A 22,104-nucleotide genomic window follows, 5' to 3' on the forward strand; every position below is an offset into this window, starting at 1 on the left:
AGAATCAACTTCTAATCAAGCTTTTAACGCGAAATTAACGATTTAATCGATTTTCTACTAGCTCATCAACGACTGACGGATCGGCGAGTGTCGACGTATCACCAAGCTGTTGATACTCATTTGCAGCAATTTTACGTAAAATACGACGCATAATTTTGCCTGAGCGAGTTTTTGGTAACCCTGGCGACCATTGGATCATATCGGGTGATGCAATAGGGCTAAGCTCTTTACGTACCCAATTACGGATCTCTTTTGTTAGCTCATCACTCACTGTTACACCCTCGTTAGGTGTAATGTAAACATATATGCCTTGGCCTTTAATATCGTGCGGGTAACCGACAACTGCAGCTTCAGCCACAGCTTCATGAGCGACTAAAGCACTTTCAATTTCAGCAGTACCTAAACGATGCCCAGATACATTAAGCACATCATCCACACGCCCTGTGATCCAGTAATCTCCGTCTTCATCACGACGACAACCGTCACCGGTGAAGTAAACACCCGGGTAGGCACTAAAATAAGTTTGCTCAAAGCGCTCGTGATCGCCATACACAGTTCGTGCTTGCGAAGGCCAGCTATCTAAAATAACTAGGTTTCCTTCAACAGCGCCCTCTAATGTATTACCCTCAGCATCAAATAACGCCGGTGCAATACCAAAAAATGGACGAGTTGCAGAGCCTGGTTTCATATCAGTTGCACCTGGAAGCGGCGCAATCATAATGCCGCCAGTTTCAGTTTGCCACCAGGTATCAACGATTGGGCAGTTAGATTTACCAATTTTTTCGTAGTACCACGTCCACGCTTCGGGGTTAATTGGCTCACCTACTGAACCTAAAATACGCAGGCTATCTCGGTTTGAACTGGCAATTGGCTCATCACCTTTGGCCATAAGCGCTCGAATAGCAGTAGGTGCGGTGTATAAAATAGTAACGTTATGTTTATCAACAACTTCACCCATACGCCCTGCTGTTGGGTAAGTTGGCACACCTTCGAATACAACTTGCGTACACCCATTAACAAGCGGGCCATAAGCAATATAACTGTGACCTGTGATCCAGCCCACATCGGCACTACACCAAAAAATATCATCTTCTTTTAAGTCAAAAACATATTCATGAGTCATTGATGAATACACTAAATAACCACCAGTGGTATGTACCACACCTTTAGGCTGACCCGTAGAACCTGAGGTATATAAAATAAACAATGGGTCTTCAGCGTTCATGCGCTCAGGCTCACACTCGGGTGCTTCATCAGCAACTAAGTCATGCCACCAAATATCATGGCTATGCCAATCAACATCGCCAGAGGTTAGTTTATGAACAACTACATGCTCAACGGTAGTTACCGAATCTTGTAACACCGCTTCATCAACATTGGCTTTAAGCGGTACACAGTTACCCGCACGTCGACCTTCATCTGATGTGATCACCACCTTAGCGCCTGAATCATTAATACGATCTGCAATAGCCGATGGTGAAAAGCCACCGAATATAACAGAATGAATCGCACCTATACGGGCACAAGCTTGCATTGCATAAATAGCTTGTGGGCTCATTGGCATATAAATGGCAACACGGTCACCTTTTTTTACACCCAATTTTTTTAAGCCATTGGCAAATTTAGCGACTTCGTCATGTAATTGTTGGTAGGTAATATTTTCACTTTGCGAAGGATCATCGCCTTCCCAAATAAGCGCTACTTTATCTGCTTTTGTTTTTAAGTGGCGGTCGATACAGTTGTAAGATGCATTAAGGTAGCCATCTTCATACCATTTGATATTAATATGGCCTTTATCAAATGAAGTGTTTTTTACTTTTGAATAAGGAGTAAACCAGTCAAGACGCTTACCGTGCTCAGCCCAAAACCCTTCAGGGTCTTCTACAGACTGTTTATACATCGTATTATATTTTTCATTATCGACGAGCGCTGCGTTTTTAATATGCGCAGGAACTGGGTAGATACTTTGTGACATATTAGTCTCCAATTTATATTACTTGCCTTAGGCTTTTCATCAAGGATTACTCAGCGGTGCACTATTAAATATTAGACATTAGTTGTATCTAGGTTCAAACAGCTATTATCTTATCTATAATCCCCTTAGTTACACTTGATATACATAAAAATACACATTATTTAAGCAAAGAATATGAACAACTCATATTTATTAAACCTTAGTCTAATAGACTAATAGTTGATTGAGTAAATTGTGTACATATACAACAGTAGCTTAAATACTTAAAAGTATTGACTGTTTATTAACAATCCTTATTTACTTATAAATTAAATTAAAACTATGTAAATTCAATTTGTTAGTACTATATAAGTAACACACGTTAGAAAAAACATACAACAAGTAGCCTATAAAAGGACGCAACAATGAAACTTACTCCAATTAAAACACTGGCAGCTACAGCTGTACTTTGTGCACTTTCTAGCACAGCTTATGCCGCAACAGCTGCAAAAATAGGTGATACCGAATTCACCTACGGTGGATACATTAAACTCGACGCAATGTGGAGTGACTACTCAGCAGGTGCGCCTGCAGGCACCAGTGTTGGCCGTGACTTTTATGTACCAAGTACATTAACCGTTGGCAGCGATAATAACTCAGATGCTGTATTTGATATGCACGCACGTGAATCTCGCTTTAACTTTGGTACGTCTACACTTTTAGATAATGGCAAAACGGTTAAAACTAAAATTGAGTTAGACTTTTTAGCTTCTGCTCCTGGCGGTAACGAGCGTGTGTCCAATTCATATTCTCCGCGTATTCGCCATGCCTTTATTTCTTATGATGGCTGGTTATTTGGTCAAACATGGTCAAACTTTCAAAACGTCGGTGCATTACCAGAAGCGCTTGATTTTGTTGGCCCAGCTGAAGGCACCGTCTTTGTTCGTCAATCTCAAATTAAATACACTACGGGCGCATGGTCTTTCTCTTTAGAAAACCCAGAAAGTACAATTACAACACCTGGTGGTGGCATGGCAGTGACAGATGATGCCTCATTACCTGATTTTACTGCACGCTATACCCACAATGCTGACTGGGGTAACTTTGTAGTTGCTGCACTCGCTCGTCAATTAACTTATAAAGTAGGCGGTGTTGATGCCGATGAAACTTCTTTTGGTGTCAGTGCATCAGGTATGGTTAAACTAGGTGAAGACAACCTTAAATTTATGCTTACTCAAGGTAAAGGGTTAGGCCGTTATGTTGGTCTAAACGTAGCACGTGGTGCGGTACTCAACGGTGATGATTTAGATGCCATTGATTCAACATCAGGTTTTATTGCTTATCAACATAAGTGGAACAGCCAATGGCGCTCTACATTGCTATATTCGTTTTTCTCAGCAGATAACAATACAGACTTACTTTCATTCTCAGGTGATCCGACAGAATCAAGCCAAAGCTACAGCGCAAATATTCTGTACTCACCGGTTAAACGCTTAACCTTTGGTGCTGAATTAAAACATGCAGAACGTGAGCTTGAAAGTGGCGTAGATGGCGATATGGATCGCTTACAGTTCTCTGTTAAATATGCATTTTAATTTCTTTACTGATTAAAGTACTGATTTACTTCCTGAGCGGCTTCGGCCGCTTTTTTGGTTTTTAACTAGCGCTCAGGTTAACTACAACCACACGCTTTATTTAAAAAATATCAAAGATGTGTAAAATACCGACTTAACGCAATTGCAAATCACTCTCATTTAGATTAAATTACACCCACATTTTATCTTATGGGAAACAAGATGCTGTACAAACATAAAAACTCTGCATTTAAACTGAGTCTACTTACTTCACTGGTTTTATCTGGGCATGCTATTGCTAACGACACGCAAGACGACCTACCTTTAGAAAAAATTGCCGTTTATGGGCAACATCATAAAAATTATATTACCGAAGAAGCACAGTCAGCGACTAAGCTAGGTTTAACAATTAAAGAAACTCCACAGTCAATTTCTGTTGTCTCACGCGCGTTGATGGATGACTTTTCACTTGATGATATTAATGCGGTATTAGAAAGCACCCCAGGCGTAACAGTGGAACAAATAGAAACCGATCGTACTTACTTTAAAGCCCGTGGTTTTGAAATAACTAACTTTTTAATTGATGGTTTAGGCACGCCGCAAAGCTCAGGTTCAATTCAAGGTACACTTGATACGGCAATTTACGATCGCGTTGAAATAGTGCGTGGTGCCAACGGCATGATGACCGGTGCAGGTAACCCATCGGCTACTGTTAATATGGTGCTAAAAAAACCAACCTACACAACGCAAGCTCATGCATCCGCTTCTTATGGTTCGTGGAATAATAAACGTGTAGATATTGATGTTTCCACACCGATTAACGACGAACACGCTGTTCGTGCTGTATTTACTAAGCAAGATAAAGAGTCATACCTAGACCGTTACGAAACCGATAAAACCGTTGCCTACCTTGCCTATGAGGGTAAGCTGACTGACGATACACTACTGAGCATTAACTACGTAAACGAACAAAAAGATGCCGACAGTCCTTTATGGGGCGCGTTACCACTTTATTACACTGATGGCTCAGCAACTAACTATGATGACTCAACTAGCACAGCTGCAGATTGGTCGTATTGGGATAATAGCGCTGAACGTGTTTATGTAACACTTGAGCAAAACTTATCAGCGACTTGGGTCGCTAAAGCGCGTTATGCCCACATAAAAAATGAACAAAATTCAGAGTTGTTTTATGTGTATGGCACACCAGATAAAGGAACTGGTTTAGGTTTAACGGGATATGCGAGTCGTTATGATTACAAAGACACCCAAGATTTGTTTGATTTATATGCCAGCGGTAAGTTTGAGCTATTTTCTTTAGAGCACGACTTATCATTCGGCATTAGCCAAGCAAACATGGACTTTAATGACCAATCACTTTATGACTACAGCACAGGAAATGGTTTCCCTGCGATGCCTGATTTAGCGACTTGGGATGGGATAGCACCAGAAGCAACACTGGTTGATAAACCTAACGGCAGTGATGTACAAAATACACAAAGATCGGCCTATGTTTCAACTCGTATAAAACTAGCAGAGCCATTAAGCATTTTGGCTGGCGTACGCTATACCGACTGGGAAACTAAAGGTACTGCTTATAGTGTAGTGCAAACCCGCGATGACTCAGAGGTTATTCCTTACATTGGTACTGTGTACGATTTTACCGAGTCATTATCAGCTTACGCTAGCTACACAGAAACGTTTGTGCCGCAAAAAGAATTAGACATTAACGCTGAACAACTGGCTCCTGTTATTGGTAAAAGTGCTGAAGTTGGTTTAAAAGCACAACTTTTAGATGAGCAAGTATTTGTAACACTGGCCTATTTTGATGCTAAGCAAGATGGACTTGCTGTTGCACTTCCGGGCTCCCTTCCAAGCGATACGCGTTATTACGCTGCAGATGGTATTAACAGTGATGGTTTCGAAATTGAATTAAGCGGTCGCTTAACTGATGATTTAAGTGCCAGCATCAGCTTTAGTAATTTAAGTATTGATGGTGATGAACTCGTTAAAGATTACACCCCAGAAAACCAATTAAAAATGGCAGCCACTTATCAAGTGCCATTTATTGATGGTTTAACCTTAGGTGCTAATTACCGCTGGCAAGATTCTATTAGCCGTGTGCAAGTAAAAGATCCAGCAGGCAACGCATTGGCAACTACAAAACAAGATGCTTATGGCTTATTAGATTTAATGGCCACCTACGAAATTACTCAAAACGTCGGTGTTACCTTTAATGTTAATAACAGTACTGATGAAAAGTACATAAACAGCCTTTATTGGGAGCAAGGTTACTACGGGGCACCGCGTAACTACTCATTGTCAGTTAACTGGCAGCTATAAAGCTAACTAGGCTTTAAGTCACTTTATAGCAAACAATAAAAAAGCGCTAACCTAATGGTTAGCGCTTTTTTTAAGCTCGGGTCAAATCAAGCTTTTAAAACAAATGGGCTTAAAGGTCGCCTTCATCACCTAATACGTCTTCGCCATCTTCTGGCTCAACCGTTGCTTTTAGCAATAGCATTTCACGTAATTTACCTTCTATTTCATCTGCAATTTCAGGGTTTTCTTTAAGGAACTTAATTGAGTTAGACTTACCTTGGCCAACTTTGTTGCCATTATAACTGTACCAAGCACCTGCTTTTTCAACAATTTTATGCTTAACACCTAAATCAATCAGCTCCCCCTGCTTAGAAATACCTTCACCATACATAATGATAAATTCAGCTTGTTTAAACGGCGGTGCCACTTTGTTCTTCACAACTTTAACACGCGTTTCATTACCAACAACCTCGTCGCCTTCTTTTACCGAACCAATACGACGAATATCAATACGTACAGAGGCGTAAAATTTCAGGGCATTACCACCAGTTGTTGTTTCAGGGTTACCAAACATTACACCAATTTTCATACGGATTTGGTTAATGAAAATACATAGCGTGTTTGAACGCTTAATGTTACCTGTAAGCTTACGTAATGCTTGTGACATTAAACGTGCTTGTAAGCCCATGTGTGAATCACCCATGTCGCCTTCAATCTCAGCTTTTGGTGTTAATGCAGCAACCGAATCGACAATCACTACATCAACCGCGCTTGAGCGCACTAACATGTCACAAATTTCCAGTGCTTGTTCACCCGTATCTGGTTGAGATACAAGTAACTCATCAATATTAACGCCTAGCTTTTGTGCGTAAACCGGATCAAGAGCATGCTCAGCATCAACAAAGGCACAGGTTTTACCTTCTTTTTGAGCTTGCGCGATAACTTGTAATGTTAGCGTTGTTTTACCTGATGACTCTGGGCCATATACTTCAACAATACGCCCCATTGGTAAGCCGCCTATGCCTAAAGCAATATCAATACCTAGCGAGCCTGTTGATACAGCGTCAATGTTTAACGCCTTGTTATCACCCAATTTCATAATTGAGCCTTTACCAAATTGACGTTCAATTTGTGATAAAGCTGCGTCCAATGCCTTTTGTTTGTTATCGTTCATTTTACTCTCCAAATCCAGCTAATGCAGACAAGTATACTGTATGAAATCACAGTATCAAGCTAATTTTATTATTTTATCTTCTCTATTATAGTTTTTAAAGAAAATACAATAGCTTGCAGCCTAACTTGCGCCCTATCTCCATCAAATACTTGCTCAAACGCCCAGTGTTTACCGTTAATTTGTAGGCCAAACCACACAAGCCCTACCGGTTTGCCCTCAGTGGCACCACCGGGACCTGCAATTCCTGAAATAGCAATGCCAATATCAGCATTAGCCGCCTTACATGCGCCTGCTGCCATCTCAATGACTGTTTGTTCGCTCACCGCGCCAAATTCCTCTAAGGTATCACGCTTCACATTGAGTAATTCATGCTTGGCGTTATTGCTATAAGTGACAAATGCACGGTCAATATATGCTGAGCTGCCTGGGGTATCGGTAAGCGAATAACTCACTCCACCACCAGTACATGATTCAGCGGTAGTGATCCATAAGCGTTTATCCGTTAAAATAGCGCCTAATTGCGCAGCAAGTGTCTTAATCTCTTGATGTAATTCCATATTCAGCCTTTGGGTAAATACATGTCGTTTGATCTTTATGCACAGCACACTATAAAACAACAAACCCCTATGATGCAGCAGTATCTAAAAATAAAATCAGAGCATCGCGATATTTTATTGTTTTATCGGATGGGGGATTTTTACGAACTTTTTTTTGACGACGCAAAACGCGCCGCGCAATTGCTTGATATTTCACAAACACATCGTGGCAAAGCCAGCGGCGATCCTATTCCTATGGCGGGCGTGCCTTATCATGCAGTAGAAAACTATTTAGCCCGCTTAGTACAAATGGGCGAGTCGGTGGCTATTTGTGAACAAGTGGGCGACCCAGCCACCAGCAAAGGTCCTGTTGAGCGCAAGGTAGTCCGTATTGTCACCCCGGGTACTATTTCTGACGAAGCCTTACTGCAAGAACGCCAAGACAACCTTTTAACCAGTGTTTGGCAAAATAAAAAAGGCCAATACGGTGTTGCGTATCTTGATATCAACTCTGGGCGCTTCAACATTGTTGAAGTTAGTACCGATGAAGCATTTAGCTCAACGCTACAACGCTTAGCGCCTGCTGAATTACTATATAGTGAACACTTTGAAAACACTCATTTAATTGAACATATTAAGGGAGCGCGTCGTCGCCCTGATTGGGAGTTTGACCTTGATACCGCGCAACACTTACTGTGCGAGCAGTTTGGCACCAAAGATTTAGTCGGTTTTGGGGTCGACAAAGCACATAGCGCCCTGGTGGCAGCAGGCTGTTTAATGCAGTACGTAAAAGATACCCAACGCATTGCATTACCGCACATTCGTGCAATTACCCTTGAGCATAATGAACACGCAGTAATTTTGGATGCGCCAACTCGCAAAAACCTTGAACTTACCGTTAATCTATCAGGTGGCTTTGAAAATACCCTTGCTCAAGTGCTTGATAAAACCGCCACAGCGATGGGCTCGCGATTACTTAAGCGTCGTATTCATACCCCTATTCGTAATAAAGACGAGTTAAACTCTCGTCTAAATGCCATTAGTGCTATTTTAGATGTGCAATTATGCAGTGAGCTGCATGACGCGCTCAAAGAGATTGGTGATATAGAACGTGTAATTGCTCGCTTGGCATTACACACGGCTCGCCCACGTGATTTAACAAGGCTTCGTAGTGCGCTTCAAGCATTAGCACCGCTGCATAGCTTATTAAACGATGCCACAGATGCGCGTATTTCTCATATTATAGCCCACTCTAAAGAGCTTCCTGAGCTTCAAGCATTACTTGAACGTGCAGTGATTGATAACCCACCGGTGTTAATTCGTGATGGCGGTGTTATTGCGCCAGGGTATAACAGCGAACTTGATGAGTGGCGTAATTTAAGCCAAGGTGCCACCGATGTGCTTGAACAGCTAGAGCAGCGCGAACGTGAACGTACAGGTATTAGTACACTTAAGATTGGTTATAACCGTGTGCATGGCTTTTTTATTGAAGTGAGCCGCGCCAACTCGCACTTAGTGCCTGCAGATTACATTCGTCGTCAAACATTAAAAAATAACGAGCGCTATATAATCCCAGAACTAAAAGAACACGAAGACAAAGTTCTCGGCAGTCAATCAAAAGCGTTGGCCCTTGAAAAACAATTATACGAACAGTTATTTGAGTTTATTGCTCCGCATATTGAGCAACTACAAATAATGGCCTCGGTCATTGCCGATTTAGATGTACTGAACAATTTAGCAGAGCGTGCCCAAACACTTAATTATGCCAAACCTGAGCTTTGCGATAACGATAATATCAGCATTAAACAAGGCCGCCACCCTGTGGTAGAGCAGGTAATGAAAGACCCGTTTATTGCCAACCCTGTGGAACTCAATAACCAGCGTAAAATGTTGATTATTACCGGCCCTAACATGGGCGGTAAATCAACCTACATGCGCCAAACTGCCCTTATTGTGCTTATGGCACATATTGGCTGTTACGTTCCTGCCGATAGCGCTAAAATTGGTAATATAGATAGAATATTTACCCGTATTGGCGCCAGTGACGACTTAGCATCTGGGCGTTCAACCTTCATGGTTGAAATGACCGAAACCGCGGCAATTTTAAATAATGCCACTGCACAATCATTGGTATTAATGGATGAAATAGGCCGAGGAACCAGTACTTACGATGGTTTATCGCTGGCGTACGCCACGGCTGATCACCTCGCTTCAAAAATCGCGGCTAAAACTTTGTTCGCAACCCATTACTTTGAACTCACTGAGCTTGCAGAACAAACGCCTGGGCTGGTTAATGTGCACCTAGATGCCATTGAACACAACGATACCATTGCCTTTATGCACACGGTATTAGATGGTGCCGCAAGTAAAAGTTTTGGTTTGCAAGTAGCGGCACTGGCCGGGGTGCCTAAAGCAGTTATTGCCCAAGCTAAACAAAAGCTAAGCTTGCTTGAAAACCATCAAAGTGTCACCACAGTCACTACAGAGCAACAGGTTTTACCGTTTGATAGTGAACCGCAAATAATTCAGCCTAGTGAGCTTGAGCAACAAATGAGCGCAATAGACCCTGATAACCTATCACCGCGTCAGGCGCATGAACTGCTTTATAAATTAAAAGCACTGCTTTATACGTAAACAGCCCGGCTTAAAAAAGCCGGGCGATATTCATTTTTCTGTGTGTTTAGATTAAGCGAACTGTTCAAATAAGCTTTTGGTACTTAAGCCTTCTTGTTGCAAAATATCTTTTAACCGACGTAGCGCCTCAACCTGTATTTGGCGAACTCGCTCACGGGTTAAGCCTATTTCACGGCCAACATCTTCAAGGGTTGAGGGTTCATAGCCTAGTAAACCAAACCGACGTGCCAGTACTTCGCGTTGCTTAGGGTTTAACTCACCTAACCAGTCAATAATATGCGTATTCATATCGTTGTTTTGTACTTCACCTTCAGGGCCTACATTTTTTTCATCGGCTATCACATCTAATAATGCACTGTCATTCTCGCTACCAATGGGCATATCTACAGAGGCTATTTTTTCATTTAGGCGTAGCATTTTAGTAACGTCTTCGACCGGTCTATCTAAGCTTTCTGCAATTTCTTCTGCGGTAGGCTCATGATCAAGCTTTTGCGTTAGCTCACGTGCTGTACGTAAATAAACGTTAAGCTCTTTAACAACATGAATAGGCAAACGAATAGTACGCGTTTGATTCATTATCGCCCGCTCAATGGTTTGACGTATCCACCATGTAGCATAAGTAGAAAATCGAAAACCACGTTCAGGATCAAACTTTTCAACCGCTCTAATGAGTCCTAAGTTACCTTCTTCAATTAAATCGAGTAGAGCAAGCCCACGATTGTTATACCTGCGCGCAATTTTCACAACCAAGCGTAAGTTACTTTCAATCATGCGTTTACGGGAAGCTTCACAGCCTTTAAGCGATTTTCGTGCAAAAAAGACTTCTTCTTCGGCACTTAATAGAGGGGAAAAACCAATTTCGCCTAGGTATAACTGAGTGGCGTCGAGGTTTTTAGTGACTTCTTCTTTAACAAATACGTCTTCATCTTCCACGTCATCAAGTAGTTGCGTTGGATCTTCAACTTTTGAATCGTCAAACTTATCATCAGTGGGGGTTTTCTCAGCTTTTGCTACATCAGCCATAAGACTTCTCCTGAGCAAGCTATCAATAACTTTATGATTAAGGTCTGTAGTCGTTTTATTAGCTTTTGCTGTATTAGCCATGAGCCTTCTCCAGAACAATCAATCAACACCTTTAGTTCAGGGTAGGTATTTAGCAGGGTTAACAGCTTTTCCTCGATAACGAATTTCAAAACGAAGTGCCGTTACTGAAGACTCTGAATTACCAATTTCTGCTATTTTTTGTCCCGCCTTCACTGTTTGCTTTTCTTTAACAAGTAACTTTGAGTTATGTGCATAAGCACTTAGGTAATCATCATTATGTTTCAATATAATTAAATTACCGTAACCTCTTAGTGCACTACCCGCATAGACTACCGTTCCTTGAGCAGCGGCGAATACTGCCGACCCCTTTTTATTAGCAATCTGTAGGCCTTTATAACCATTTTCCTTGTTAGAAAAGCGTTGGATTATTTTACCTTTAGCAGGCCAAAACCAACTCAACTTTCTGTTTGCAGAACCTTGAGACTTGCTAATTTTTTGGTTAGCTTGTTTTTGAACATACCTTCGTTTTTTCGGCTTATCAAGCTCTTTCTTTGATTTTTTGTTACTTTTTTGTAAATTAGATGACTTTTTAGCTGGGTGTTTTTGATTCGTTTTTGCTGTAACTCTTGGCTTGCTTGGTTCTAAAAGAGAAACAACCTGACCAGGAACAATAATGTAAGGTGATGCAATTGAATTGTTTTTTGCAAGCTCCCTGAAATCTTTTCCGGCACTAAAAGCAATCGAGTAAAGTGTATCGCCTTTTTGTACTGTGTATTTTCCGCCGTTAATATTAATCCGTGAGGGATAGTCATTAATATTATTATTTAAACTGCTTACCGGTGCGGGAACATGGCGAGACGAGCATGCACAGAGAAAAACACTAATAAATAAAGCAACATAACAGCGTATTTGTTTATTCAATGCGTTTTGCCCTCTGCGTTAATAACATTAATATATAGTACTTAACGTAATAAAATGTACGCAACAACAATTAAAGCAACCACAGCCCAGCCAAGCACTTCAATATATTGACGTAATTTTTGCTCCATTTTAACTCCGCCCCATTTCATTAAAGCAGATACTAAAAAGAAACGCGCCCCTCGTCCAACCGCCGATGCAACAATAAAGGGTAAAAACGCCATTTGTAATACCCCTGCACCAATAGTAAATACCTTATAAGGAATAGGCGAAAACCCGGCTAAAAATACCACCCATACGCCATAGTCTTTAAACCATGCAAGTGCCGTATTAAATTTATCTTGCCATTGCATTTGCGCAATAAAAGGCTCTACAACAGGTTCAAATAACCAAAACCCTAGTAGATAACCTAGCACGCCGCCAAGCACAGAAGCTACGGTAGCAAAGCTTGCAAATCGCCATGCTTTACTCGGTTGTGCCAGCGACATAGGCGCTAACATTACATCGGGTGGCACCGGAAAAAAAACCGATTCGGCAAAGCTCATCCCTGCTAAATAACGTTCTGCATGGCGATGCTTAGCCCAAACTAAGGCCATATCATATAACTTGGTAAACAACTTCAAAATGAATTCCTATTCAATATCGCCAGGGACCAAAGGTACAAATCTTACTGGCGCAATTACATGCTCTGTAAAGCTATCGCCTTGGCGAATAACCATGGTTAATTTTTGTTCTGCCTCACCAATGGGGGCGAGTAATACGCCTCCATCTGCAAGTTGTGCGAGTAGTTCTGGAGGGATAATCGTTGCCGCAGCGGTCACAATAATGCCATTAAATGGCGCTTGCGATTGCCATCCTTGCCAACCGTCACCGTGTTTCATAGTGACATTATATAAATCGAGCTGATGTAATCGACGCTTTGCTTGCCATTGCAAAGCTTTTATACGCTCAACCGAATACACCTTATCAAAGGTTTTAGCCAGTACCGCGGTTTGATAGCCGGATCCGGTACCAATTTCTAACACTTTACTTTTCACGCCGGCTAAACGCATCAATTCGGTCATACGGGCAACAATGTAAGGCTGAGAAATAGTTTGTCCTTGCCCTATCGGTAGCGCCGTATTTTGATACGCTTTGTGCTTTAGTACATCATCAATAAAAATATGCCGAGGAATTTGCGAAATCGCCTTTAAAACCTCCTTATCTTCTACGCCCTCTCGTTGTAATAGGTCTGAAAGCGCTTGTGCACTGCGGGTATAATTAGCCAGCACGATTAATCTCCAACTCGGCTAACCACTCTCCCACAGCTTTGATACTGTCTTTAGCGGTCATATCAACGCTCAATGGGGTGACTGATGCATAGCCATTATTTACAGCATAAAAATCGGTGCCTTCACCGGCATCGCTTTCTGTACCCAAAGAACCATACCAAAAAATATCGCGTCCCCAAGGATCGCTTTGCTTGGTCATGGTTTCTGCTTTGTGTCGCGCGCCTAAGCGAGTTACCTGAACCCCTTTTAGCTCACTTAAAGGAATATCTGGCACATTAATATTGATGATCTGATCTTTAGGCAGCGGATGCGAAGCAAGCCCTTTAATAATATTGACCGTAACGGCTGCTGCCGTTTCAAAGTGTTCACCATGATGAGAGCACAAAGACACCGCAATTGCTGGTAAGCCCAGATGACGACCTTCAGTCGCCGCAGCAACCGTACCAGAGTAAAGTGTATCGTCACCTAAATTGCCGCCGTGGTTAATACCGGCTACCACTAAATCGGGCTTTTCATCCATTAATTGATTCACACCTAAATGCACACAATCCGTTGGCGTGCCATTAACCGACATAAAGCCATTGTCGAGTGTCGTTGCACGCAAAGGATTCATTAACGTCAGTGAATTACTTGCGCCACTGCAATTTCTATCTGGCGCAACCAGCGTTACCTCAGCAATTTGTGTTAATGCTTGGTATAAAACAGCAATACCTTTGGCATTAACACCATCATCATTACTTAATAGAATCTTCATCTGCGTTATCCTTTTCTTTTCGCTCGCGAGGACTGGCGTCAGTATAATCAACCAGTTCGCGCAGTAAAGCCGTTGCAAAGCAGCCTTTGGGTAAACCAAAGCTGAGTTTTAATGTGCGTTCATCAAGTGTTTCTACACTTAGATCTTGAGGGATTAAACGCAGCATTCTGCGCTCGTTTTTAAGCCCTAAATCCCCTAAGCCATCACACCATGCTTGATACGGTGCCAACCATGTTTTTTCTTGTTCGGTAAGGCCTTTTTCACTTTTGCCAACCATGGGCGCCGACATCATAATGTCGCCTGAGGCAAGACGTGCAATATTTTCATCACTTATCGCATCTTCAAAAAATGCATTGCTACCACTTAGCATAAATACTTCGCGATGCATGGTTTTAGCAAGGCCATGCTCAGCCACGCGTAAACTAACAATTTGATTAAACACATGTGAACGCGCAGCAGAAATAATAATGCCTCGCAGCTTTTTATCGCGTATGCGCTCACCGGCAAACATTTTTTCAGCCATGACTAAGTTATGCCCATCACGGCCAAAACGCTGCTCACCAAAGTAGTTAGGCACACCTGCGCGTACTGCGTTTATACGGCATAAAATATCAAGCGGCTCGGTTACATTGCGCAAGGTAATAGTAAATCTATTTCCTTTATGGCAACCAGTGCGTAATTTTCGCTCATGGCGCTGCTGCGAAACCACAAACACGCTTTCGCTGTTGAGCTCAGTAAAATCAATATGTTTTTTAATCGGTACTTTTACGCTAAACCACTGCGAGCATACTCCATGGCGGTCTTTCATACCGGCATAGCTTACATCACGTGGCGATACACCCGCTTTTTGTGCAATCAGCTTGGCAACATATTGGGTGTTTTCACCCTTTTTAACCACTTGCAAACACACGTGTTCACCACTGCCGGTAAACTCTATACCGAGCTCCTCATCAACCATAAAGTCTTCTGCGGTGGTTTTAAAGTCGGCTTTGGAAAGCGGCGCGCCATATAAATAATTTAATTCGCTCATGCGTTTTGTTTGCTCATAATGACCACGGCATGGCTTGAAATGCCTTCTTTTCGCCCCTCAAACCCGAGTTTTTCAGTGGTTGTGGCTTTAACATTTATCTGTGAAAGCTCAGCATTTAAATCACTGGCAAGATTGGTTCGCATTGCTTGAATGTGTGGCAGCATTTTTGGTGCTTGTGCCACAATAGTGATATCCGCATTGCCTAATACATAGCCCTGTTGCTTGGCTAGGTTTACTACATGGCGAAGTAAAATACGGCTATCGATATTTTCATACTCACTGGCTGTATCTGGAAAGTGCTTACCAATATCGCCCAGCGCTAATGAGCCTAAAATCGCGTCACACAACGCATGAATAGCTACATCTCCATCTGAGTGTGCTAAAAAGCCTTGCGGGTAATCAATTTTTTCGCCGCAGATGGTTAAAGGCCCTTGGCCTCCAAATTTATGCACGTCAAAACCATGGCCTATTCGTATCATGTTGCACTCTCATTATTTTGTTTTTGCAGTAAAAAGCCTGCTAAATCTAAATCTTCTGGGGTGGTAATTTTAATATTATCACTGCGCCCCGCCACCAGCTTTACCGGCTTATTTGCCCACTCCATTGCACTGGCTTCATCAGTAATGGTTGCACCGCTGTTAAGCGCACTTTGCAATGCCGTTTTAAGCTCGTCGTATTTAAACAGTTGCGGGGTAAGCGCTTGCCATAAATCATCACGAGGCACAGTTTGCTGCGCATGGCTTTGCCCTCGTTTTATAGTGTCTTTTACTTTGCTGGCTAAAATGCCGCCTTCATCAGCCTGCATGCATTGTGCGATTAAGCGCTCTATATCAGCAATATCGACTAAAGGTCTTGCAGCGTCGTGCACCAAAACCCAAGCAGGTGGGTTGGCAGCTAAAAACAATAAACTGTTTAACACTGAATCTGCGCGCTCTTTACCGCCAATAGCACGCACAATGCGAGGGTCAGATAGCGTAAGGTCGTTAAAGTAGGGGTCGGTTTCGCTCAATGCCACCACTATAGAGTTTAACTGCGGTAACTGCGATAACTTAGCGAGCGTGTGCTCTAAAATGGTTTTCCCTGCTAAGGAAATATATTGCTTTGGTGTTGTATGTTGCATTCTGCTGCCAACACCTGCGGCAGGAACAATAGCAGCAATGGTTTGTTTATTTGTCATGGTGTTGAGCCGGTAAAACACGAATAAAGGTTTCGTCCGGTTTAATCATTCCTAATTCGTTGCGGGCACGCTCTTCAATACCTTCAAGGCCGAGCTTTAAATCTTCTATATCCGCTTTTAATACTTTATTACGCTTGATCAGCTTTTCGTTTGTTTGTTGGTGCGATGCCACCGCATTTTTTAAACGGGTGTAGTCTTGCACACCATTATGGCCAAACCAAAGTCTATACTGAATAAAAAGTGCTAAGCACAACAAGCCAAATTGAAAAAATCGCATTAAACACTCCTTATTTTAATTTTTAATTATCTACTTATGCTAGCGGCCGCTTAACATTGCGCCAATTAATATTGGCAGCTAGTAACATTTCCCGTAATGACAAAACCCGTGGCGTGCTACGCTTTGAAAACTGCCACTGGTGGCCACAACACGCCGCTGTAAGGCTCGTTTTACTAGGTTTAAGCAATTGCGCACTTTGTTGCTCAAGTCCTTGGCCTAAAAAATCAAACCAGCCAAGTTCATTACAATGCAGTTGCGTATCAGCTACTTGATCAATGCTATCTATTCTAACCCGAATTTGACCGTGACTTTTTAATAATACAGGAATTATTAGCCCTACTTTGGCATACGCTTGATAAAAAAGTTCATTCGCTGAAGGATTAGCCTCTGGCGGTGTTAATTTTTGTTTTTCAAGCCAGCCTCCATTTTGCGCATCAAGCGTAAAAGGCAATGGTGCATTAGCTATACGTGTTGCGGCACGTTCAATGTAATAAGGCAGGCTTTTTAATTGCCTGCGTAAACGATCACCATTAGGTTCAGCCACTAAGCGCTGCACCTCACGCTGATAAAAGGCATTACATAATTGTGCATAAAGCACTTTTTGTGCATCAGTTTGCCACATTTCAACTTGTTGGTTTGTGTCAAACTGCTTATTTTTACTGACCAATCGCTGTACTCAAAAACACCTTAATAGATGTTTTATAACACAGTAATGCACAGTTTTTAAGCACCGATTGTTAGGGCTTTTCGCCTAATTTCGCAATGCCTGATTCTAAAAATTGCACAACAGTATTACGTTTTTTTCCAATTAATAAACTGCCATCGGCTAAAAACATAAAGTTTTGCCAGTTGCGTTTAAACACATCAAAGCTCGTTTCAATAATATTATCGCGCGCCATACAAAAATAAACGGTGGTGTTAGCCTGCCAGTCTAGGTGGTTTAAAATAGCGTCAGGAAATTGGGGAGCTTCGCTTTCCCATGCGTCTTCCCAATTTACTTCTTGGCTAAAGTTTTGCTCTTGCGCGCACCAATCGGTTTTATCAAAAAAGTCAGGATGATCATGTTCACGACTCACCATGGTTGTCCATAGCACTGCAGCACGCTCGCTGGTCATCGGTTTAATATTAGCTGCATCAATATCTGAAACCGGAATATCTTTGTGGCGAAATACCCAGGCTTTTTTGTAATCATCAAGAGAAATATAATTCATAGTATTGGCGTATTCTTTGGCATAATAAAAAGCGAAGGCAAATTATACAAGATAACAGACTATGACTACAGCACTAAAACTGGGTTTATATCAACACTACAAAGGCCCACAATATAAAGTTATGCATGTGGCAACTCACAGCGAAACCAACGAGCAATTGGTTATTTACCAAGCCTTATACGGTGAATACGGCATATGGGCACGCCCACTAAGTATGTTTACTGAAACCATTGAAAAAGACGGTAAAACGATTGCGCGTTTTGCCTACCTTGGTGAAGCCGATTAACTATGGCATTATAACGCATAATAATTACTGCTCAGACCAGATAAAGGATAACCCGTGCAATTTAATTCTACTGATAATTACATCGCAAGCTCAGCATTAAAACAGGCCGTAAACGCCGCTATTATGCTGCAAAAGCCGCTTTTAATTAAAGGCGAGCCGGGCACAGGTAAAACCATGTTGGCTGAAGAGCTGGCAAAAAGTTTAGATACCGAGTTGATTCAGTGGCATATAAAATCAACCACTAAAGCGCAGCAAGGTTTGTACGAGTACGATGCAGTATCGCGTTTACGCGACAGCCAGCTAGGTGATGAGCGCGTTCACAATATTAGTAACTACATAGTTAAAGGTAAGCTGTGGCAAGCCTTCATGTACGCTGAACTAAACGGAAAACGCCCAGTACTGCTTATTGACGAAATAGACAAAGCCGATATTGAGTTTCCAAACGATTTACTGCTCGAACTCGATAAAATGGAATTTCATGTATACGAAACCGGTGAGCGCATTGTGGCTAAAGAGCGCCCTATTGTGATCATCACATCAAACAATGAAAAAGAGCTGCCTGATGCGTTTTTACGCCGCTGCTTTTTCCATTATATTGATTTTCCAAATAGCGACGAAATGCAGCAAATTATTGATGTGCACTACCCGCATGTTAAACAAGATTTAGTTCGCCAAGCGCTAGAAGTATTTTTTAACTTACGCGAAGCCAATGGCCTTAAAAAGAAGCCATCCACCAGCGAGTTACTGGATTGGTTAAAACTATTAATGGCTGAAGATATAGATGCCAAAACGCTGCATGACAAAGCGCAAAAAGGCGGCTTAATGCCGATGTTCGGCGCACTACTTAAAAACGAGCAAGACATAAGCCTAATCGAAAAGCTCGCGTTTATGAGCCGTCGCTAATATGTTGGTACAGTTTTTTTTCACGCTACGCAAATACCGCTTACCCGTGAGTCTGCGCGAACTGCTCGATTTAATCAACGCTTTAAAACAAGGCGTTATATTTGCTGATGTGGACGCGTTTTATCATTTAGCGCGCACCATAATGGTAAAAGACGAAACCCATTTTGACCGTTTCGATAAAGCTTTTAGCGATTACTTTAGCGGTATTGCCGACTTAGACCTGCTCGAGAGCTTAAAACAGCAGCACAACTTACCTGAAGATTGGTTGCGTAAAGAGTTTGAAAAGCACCTAAGCGATGAAGAAAAAGCCCAACTAAAAGCCATGGGCGGGCTCGACGAGCTAATGAAAACTCTTAAAGAGCGTTTAGAAGAACAGCAAAAACGCCACGCTGGCGGCAATAAGTGGGTAGGTACCGGCGGCACCTCGCCTTTTGGGGCATACGGCTATAACCCTGAAGGTGTGCGTATTGGTCAAGATGGCAACCGCAATCGCCAAGCAGTAAAAGTGTGGGATAAGCGCGAATACCGTAACCTCGATTCCGACCGCGAAATTGGCTCACGCACCATAAAACTGGCCCTTAAAAAGCTACGCAAATTTGCCCGCACTGGCGCAAGCGACACCCTTGATTTAAACGAGACTATTCGCGCGACCGCCAAGCAAGGCGGCATGCTCGATGTAAAAATGGCACCCGAGCGCCACAATGCAGTAAAAGTACTGATGCTGTTTGATATTGGCGGTTCAATGGATGACTACATTCATACCTGTGAAGAACTATTTAGCGCCGCCCACAGCGAATTTAAACATTTAGAGTTTTACTACTTTCATAACTGTTTATACGAACACGTGTGGCAAGATAACCAACGCCGCCACTCAAACGTTATTGACACCATGACGCTGATCAACAAGTTTACCAGCGACTACAAAGTTATATTTGTCGGTGATGCCACTATGGGCCCATATGAAATTGCCTACCCTGGCGGCTCAGTAGAACATTGGAATGAAGAACCGGGCAGTGCGTGGTTGGCACGAATCACTAATCACTTTGATAAAGTCGCGTGGCTCAACCCACAACCGGTTGAACACTGGCCGTATTATCAATCAATTGATTTTATAAAGCAGCTAATGAACAACCGCATGTACCCGCTGAGTTTAGATGGAATAAGTAGCGCGATAAAAGAGCTGAGTTAAATATTAATTTACGACAGCTCAGCGCTAGCAGCAGAGCTTCGGGCGTGAACCCATAACTTTGTTGGGTAGCGCCTTCGGCTTAACCAACCTACCTTTTGACGTAAGTCGAATAAGTGGCGAAGCCACGCCATCCGACAAAAAATATGAATTTACCATAAACAGTCCGACGCACCGTGTTGCATCACGGCTTAATCACTAAATTAAAATGTAATAAATATACCACTCGTGCAAAATAGCTTTTAAACTGTTTTTCTCACTTTCTCACGAACGTTATATCCGAGTAATTAATTGAATCTCTGTGCTTTTCTTTCAAATGTTCATAAACTTCAAACCAATTAAGAGATAAATCAATACTTTTGTGTTGATGCTCTACCTTACATATATAATTTTTAAAACCGGCTTTGGTAGCATAGTTTTTACACATTGTTCTGAGTGAGGTTTGAGCCTCGCTAACAGCTATCTTTGTTAGCTTACGGTTTAACATATGCATTTTGGAAATAGCGTATACAAAGCCGTCAATAATGTCTGTAAGATCAAGCTTAATATCTTTGTGTAACATTTTTTCAGGCACCCCTGCTTCTTCTAAATCTTTGTAATTATAAAAGATACCGAAATGAGCTGTCTGGTTTAGAGTATCTGGAGCATATCTTACACTTGTTGTGAAGCATCGGACTGGTAATGAACTATGCTGACTATGACCACGAAGTTTACAGCCAACCACATAATTTAGATTCGCATTATAAATTTCACTGCGATGCTCTAAGACTTGCTGTTTTATACTATCATCATTTGTTAATTCGAACGAAAAACAGCGATTCTTTTTCTCATTATAATGCCAGTCTAGATATAGCTTACTTAAATTAAATAAATTAAAAGCCAAACGGTTCAATGAGCTACGGACTTCGTAATTGAAGATATAGTCTGCAAACGGGAATGATACTGACCTCAATTCCCAATAATTAACTTTGTTCTTGTAATCCCAGTAAGCTTCAATGATTTGGTCGTAAATAGTTTCTATATCAAGAGCTTTGGCCAAAAGACTTCTGTAATCTAGAGCTTCTGTAATTTCACATTCAGAAACTTCAAAATCTTTGTTTTTTAATTCATCTGTACAATATATGATTAAATTTTTCATAAACTCTCAAAAACTCTAACAAAACTGTAGAATAATTTTATAGTCACAAGGATGTTCATAAAGTGGCACTCCCCCATTAACGGGCAATAAATAGTTGTTTTAATTTGCCGAGTAGAAGCATCTGGCTATGAAATTACTTAAATAACTTGTTATTAGTTTGGAATATATTGCGAAAACCTGCGCTTCAAGCTGTCAGGCCATTTGCTGTGGTCACCTCCCCAAATACTTCTAGCTTCTGTGTACCCAAGTTCTAACTCTATTTTTTTACCTTTAACTAGGTTGTCCCTATAGAGTTGATAATACAAAATCGCTTTACTAGAAAACTTAGATTTATCATCCTCTTTATTTTCGCGCTTAGCACAAAGCTCTAATTTGTTATAAATTTTATGAATACTTACACTTATAAATGCATATTGAATTTCTTTACATTTATGCGAAAAATTTCGCTCATTAATATTTCTTATTAAAGGTATTAAAATCTCTTCAAAATATTGTTCTAATTCATTATAACGACCCGCTTTTTGATAATAGGGAATAACCTTAATGATTTCAGCATCTGAAACTTCGTTGCTTTTATATAGTTCACTAAGCAGCTGAATCGCATAATCATACTTTTTTGATTTAGCTAACGAAGTAGCATGTTTCACTAGTTGATAATTTTCCATTTATACTCCATTGCTAAACACACCTAATACCTCAACTTTAGGCTACAACA

22 protein-coding genes are annotated in these 22,104 nt (G+C 41.5%); 6 read left to right on the plus strand and 16 right to left on the minus strand.

The features are described 5' to 3' along the window. Positions 1-34: 34 nt before the first annotated feature. Positions 35-1,975, minus strand: coding sequence for an acetate--CoA ligase (acs, locus tag PISS_RS11920; RefSeq protein ID WP_013465660.1), 1,941 nt, complete (start codon positions 1,973-1,975; stop codon positions 35-37). 404 nt (positions 1,976-2,379) lie between these two features. Here acs and PISS_RS11925 point away from each other — a divergent pair, with 404 nt between their 5' ends. Together PISS_RS11925 and PISS_RS11930 are read left to right on the plus strand one after the other, a co-directional pair. Then, positions 2,380-3,549, plus strand: coding sequence for a DcaP family trimeric outer membrane transporter (locus PISS_RS11925; protein ID WP_058155135.1), 1,170 nt, complete (start codon positions 2,380-2,382; stop codon positions 3,547-3,549). Between the two features lie 201 nt (positions 3,550-3,750). After that, the gene (locus PISS_RS11930; protein WP_198147817.1) at positions 3,751-5,871 is read left to right on the plus strand and encodes a TonB-dependent siderophore receptor; all 2,121 of its coding nucleotides are present in this window, start codon (positions 3,751-3,753) and stop codon (positions 5,869-5,871) included. 109 nt (positions 5,872-5,980) lie between these two features. Here the strand turns inward: PISS_RS11930 and recA are convergent, their stop codons facing one another. Beyond that, positions 5,981-7,024, minus strand: coding sequence for a recombinase RecA (gene recA / locus PISS_RS11935; protein WP_058155138.1), 1,044 nt, complete (start codon positions 7,022-7,024; stop codon positions 5,981-5,983). Between the two features lie 68 nt (positions 7,025-7,092). Then, positions 7,093-7,581, minus strand: a complete 489-nt coding sequence (locus PISS_RS11940) for a CinA family protein (RefSeq protein WP_058155140.1) — start codon at positions 7,579-7,581, stop codon at positions 7,093-7,095. A 21-nt stretch (positions 7,582-7,602) separates the two neighbouring features. Here PISS_RS11940 and mutS point away from each other — a divergent pair, with 21 nt between their 5' ends. Beyond that, a complete protein-coding gene (mutS, locus tag PISS_RS11945) occupies positions 7,603-10,194 on the plus strand; it encodes a DNA mismatch repair protein MutS (protein WP_058155143.1) in 2,592 nt (863 codons plus the stop codon). A gap of 51 nt (positions 10,195-10,245) precedes the next feature. Here the strand turns inward: mutS and rpoS are convergent, their stop codons facing one another. The 11 genes from rpoS to PISS_RS12000 form a co-directional block, all read right to left on the minus strand. Beyond that, positions 10,246-11,217: an RNA polymerase sigma factor RpoS gene (gene rpoS, locus PISS_RS11950; RefSeq protein ID WP_008110338.1), complete on the minus strand. Its 972-nt coding sequence runs from the start codon at positions 11,215-11,217 to the stop codon at positions 10,246-10,248. A 117-nt stretch (positions 11,218-11,334) separates the two neighbouring features. Continuing rightward, positions 11,335-12,159, minus strand: coding sequence for a peptidoglycan DD-metalloendopeptidase family protein (locus tag PISS_RS11955; protein WP_058155145.1), 825 nt, complete (start codon positions 12,157-12,159; stop codon positions 11,335-11,337). Positions 12,160-12,200: 41 nt separating this feature from the next. Beyond that, positions 12,201-12,779 carry a YqaA family protein gene (locus PISS_RS11960; protein WP_008110336.1) on the minus strand — a complete coding sequence of 193 codons (579 nt, stop codon included), beginning with the start codon at positions 12,777-12,779 and terminating at the stop codon, positions 12,201-12,203. 9 nt (positions 12,780-12,788) lie between these two features. Next, positions 12,789-13,427: a protein-L-isoaspartate(D-aspartate) O-methyltransferase gene (locus PISS_RS11965; RefSeq protein WP_036953558.1), complete on the minus strand. Its 639-nt coding sequence runs from the start codon at positions 13,425-13,427 to the stop codon at positions 12,789-12,791. Then, positions 13,417-14,181, minus strand: a complete 765-nt coding sequence (gene surE, locus PISS_RS11970) for a 5'/3'-nucleotidase SurE (RefSeq protein ID WP_028833935.1) — start codon at positions 14,179-14,181, stop codon at positions 13,417-13,419. Before surE ends, PISS_RS11965 begins: the two co-directional genes overlap by 11 nt. Beyond that, complete coding sequence (gene truD / locus PISS_RS11975; RefSeq protein WP_036981589.1) at positions 14,162-15,211, minus strand: tRNA pseudouridine(13) synthase TruD; 1,050 nt, start codon at positions 15,209-15,211, stop codon at positions 14,162-14,164. The genes surE and truD overlap by 20 nt, the downstream gene beginning before the upstream one ends. Beyond that, complete coding sequence (gene ispF / locus PISS_RS11980; protein WP_058155147.1) at positions 15,208-15,690, minus strand: 2-C-methyl-D-erythritol 2,4-cyclodiphosphate synthase; 483 nt, start codon at positions 15,688-15,690, stop codon at positions 15,208-15,210. The genes truD and ispF overlap by 4 nt, the downstream gene beginning before the upstream one ends. Further along, positions 15,687-16,388, minus strand: a complete 702-nt coding sequence (ispD, locus tag PISS_RS11985) for a 2-C-methyl-D-erythritol 4-phosphate cytidylyltransferase (protein ID WP_058155148.1) — start codon at positions 16,386-16,388, stop codon at positions 15,687-15,689. The genes ispF and ispD overlap by 4 nt, the downstream gene beginning before the upstream one ends. Then, entirely contained in the window at positions 16,378-16,665 is a 288-nt protein-coding gene (gene ftsB / locus PISS_RS11990; protein WP_013465673.1) for a cell division protein FtsB, read from the minus strand. Before ftsB ends, ispD begins: the two co-directional genes overlap by 11 nt. Positions 16,666-16,699: 34 nt before the next feature. Continuing rightward, positions 16,700-17,287 (minus strand): hypothetical protein, encoded by a 588-nt coding sequence (locus tag PISS_RS11995; protein WP_418054965.1) that lies wholly within the window; start codon positions 17,285-17,287, stop codon positions 16,700-16,702. Positions 17,288-17,402: 115 nt separating this feature from the next. Further along, positions 17,403-17,876 (minus strand): DUF2947 domain-containing protein, encoded by a 474-nt coding sequence (locus PISS_RS12000; RefSeq protein ID WP_036953550.1) that lies wholly within the window; start codon positions 17,874-17,876, stop codon positions 17,403-17,405. 61 nt (positions 17,877-17,937) lie between these two features. Between PISS_RS12000 and PISS_RS12005 the strand changes: the two genes are divergently transcribed. From PISS_RS12005 to PISS_RS12015, 3 genes are read left to right on the plus strand one after another with little or no spacing between them, the layout of a single operon-like run. After that, positions 17,938-18,162 (plus strand): DUF1653 domain-containing protein, encoded by a 225-nt coding sequence (locus PISS_RS12005; RefSeq protein ID WP_054201791.1) that lies wholly within the window; start codon positions 17,938-17,940, stop codon positions 18,160-18,162. Between the two features lie 54 nt (positions 18,163-18,216). Further along, positions 18,217-19,065 (plus strand): AAA family ATPase, encoded by an 849-nt coding sequence (locus PISS_RS12010; RefSeq protein ID WP_008464234.1) that lies wholly within the window; start codon positions 18,217-18,219, stop codon positions 19,063-19,065. A 1-nt stretch (position 19,066) separates the two neighbouring features. Further along, positions 19,067-20,254 (plus strand): vWA domain-containing protein, encoded by a 1,188-nt coding sequence (locus PISS_RS12015; RefSeq protein ID WP_058155151.1) that lies wholly within the window; start codon positions 19,067-19,069, stop codon positions 20,252-20,254. 253 nt (positions 20,255-20,507) lie between these two features. On the opposite strand, the gene PISS_RS12020 is transcribed toward PISS_RS12015, so the two are convergent. Together PISS_RS12020 and PISS_RS12025 are read right to left on the minus strand one after the other, a co-directional pair. Next, a complete protein-coding gene (locus tag PISS_RS12020) occupies positions 20,508-21,389 on the minus strand; it encodes a hypothetical protein (RefSeq protein ID WP_058155153.1) in 882 nt (293 codons plus the stop codon). 152 nt (positions 21,390-21,541) lie between these two features. Next, entirely contained in the window at positions 21,542-22,054 is a 513-nt protein-coding gene (locus tag PISS_RS12025; RefSeq protein ID WP_058155154.1) for a hypothetical protein, read from the minus strand. Positions 22,055-22,104: the final 50 nt, after the last annotated feature.

Origin of the sequence: Pseudoalteromonas issachenkonii (genome assembly GCF_002310795.1) — a bacterium.
Classification (GTDB): Bacteria; Pseudomonadota; Gammaproteobacteria; order Enterobacterales; family Alteromonadaceae; genus Pseudoalteromonas; species Pseudoalteromonas tetraodonis.

Bases quoted from the DNA above. Each gene is read 5' to 3' on its own strand.
- PISS_RS11930 (WP_198147817.1), top strand. From the start codon at position 3,751: ATGCTGTACAAACATAAAAACTCTGCATTTAAACTGAGTCTACTTACT.
- ftsB (WP_013465673.1), bottom strand. From the start codon at position 16,665: ATGCGATTTTTTCAATTTGGCTTGTTGTGCTTAGCACTTTTTATTCAG.
- PISS_RS11995 (WP_418054965.1), bottom strand. From the start codon at position 17,287: ATGTGGCAAACTGATGCACAAAAAGTGCTTTATGCACAATTATGTAAT.
- PISS_RS12005 (WP_054201791.1), top strand. From the start codon at position 17,938: ATGACTACAGCACTAAAACTGGGTTTATATCAACACTACAAAGGCCCA.
- PISS_RS12015 (WP_058155151.1), top strand. From the start codon at position 19,067: ATGTTGGTACAGTTTTTTTTCACGCTACGCAAATACCGCTTACCCGTG.
- rpoS (WP_008110338.1), bottom strand. From the start codon at position 11,217: ATGGCTGATGTAGCAAAAGCTGAGAAAACCCCCACTGATGATAAGTTT.
- truD (WP_036981589.1), bottom strand. From the start codon at position 15,211: ATGAGCGAATTAAATTATTTATATGGCGCGCCGCTTTCCAAAGCCGAC.
- recA (WP_058155138.1), bottom strand. From the start codon at position 7,024: ATGAACGATAACAAACAAAAGGCATTGGACGCAGCTTTATCACAAATT.
- PISS_RS12000 (WP_036953550.1), bottom strand. From the start codon at position 17,876: ATGAATTATATTTCTCTTGATGATTACAAAAAAGCCTGGGTATTTCGC.
- ispF (WP_058155147.1), bottom strand. From the start codon at position 15,690: ATGATACGAATAGGCCATGGTTTTGACGTGCATAAATTTGGAGGCCAA.
- surE (WP_028833935.1), bottom strand. From the start codon at position 14,181: ATGAAGATTCTATTAAGTAATGATGATGGTGTTAATGCCAAAGGTATT.
- acs (WP_013465660.1), bottom strand. From the start codon at position 1,975: ATGTCACAAAGTATCTACCCAGTTCCTGCGCATATTAAAAACGCAGCG.
- PISS_RS11940 (WP_058155140.1), bottom strand. From the start codon at position 7,581: ATGGAATTACATCAAGAGATTAAGACACTTGCTGCGCAATTAGGCGCT.
- PISS_RS12025 (WP_058155154.1), bottom strand. From the start codon at position 22,054: ATGGAAAATTATCAACTAGTGAAACATGCTACTTCGTTAGCTAAATCA.
- PISS_RS11925 (WP_058155135.1), top strand. From the start codon at position 2,380: ATGAAACTTACTCCAATTAAAACACTGGCAGCTACAGCTGTACTTTGT.
- ispD (WP_058155148.1), bottom strand. From the start codon at position 16,388: ATGACAAATAAACAAACCATTGCTGCTATTGTTCCTGCCGCAGGTGTT.
- mutS (WP_058155143.1), top strand. From the start codon at position 7,603: ATGTCGTTTGATCTTTATGCACAGCACACTATAAAACAACAAACCCCT.
- PISS_RS12020 (WP_058155153.1), bottom strand. From the start codon at position 21,389: ATGAAAAATTTAATCATATATTGTACAGATGAATTAAAAAACAAAGAT.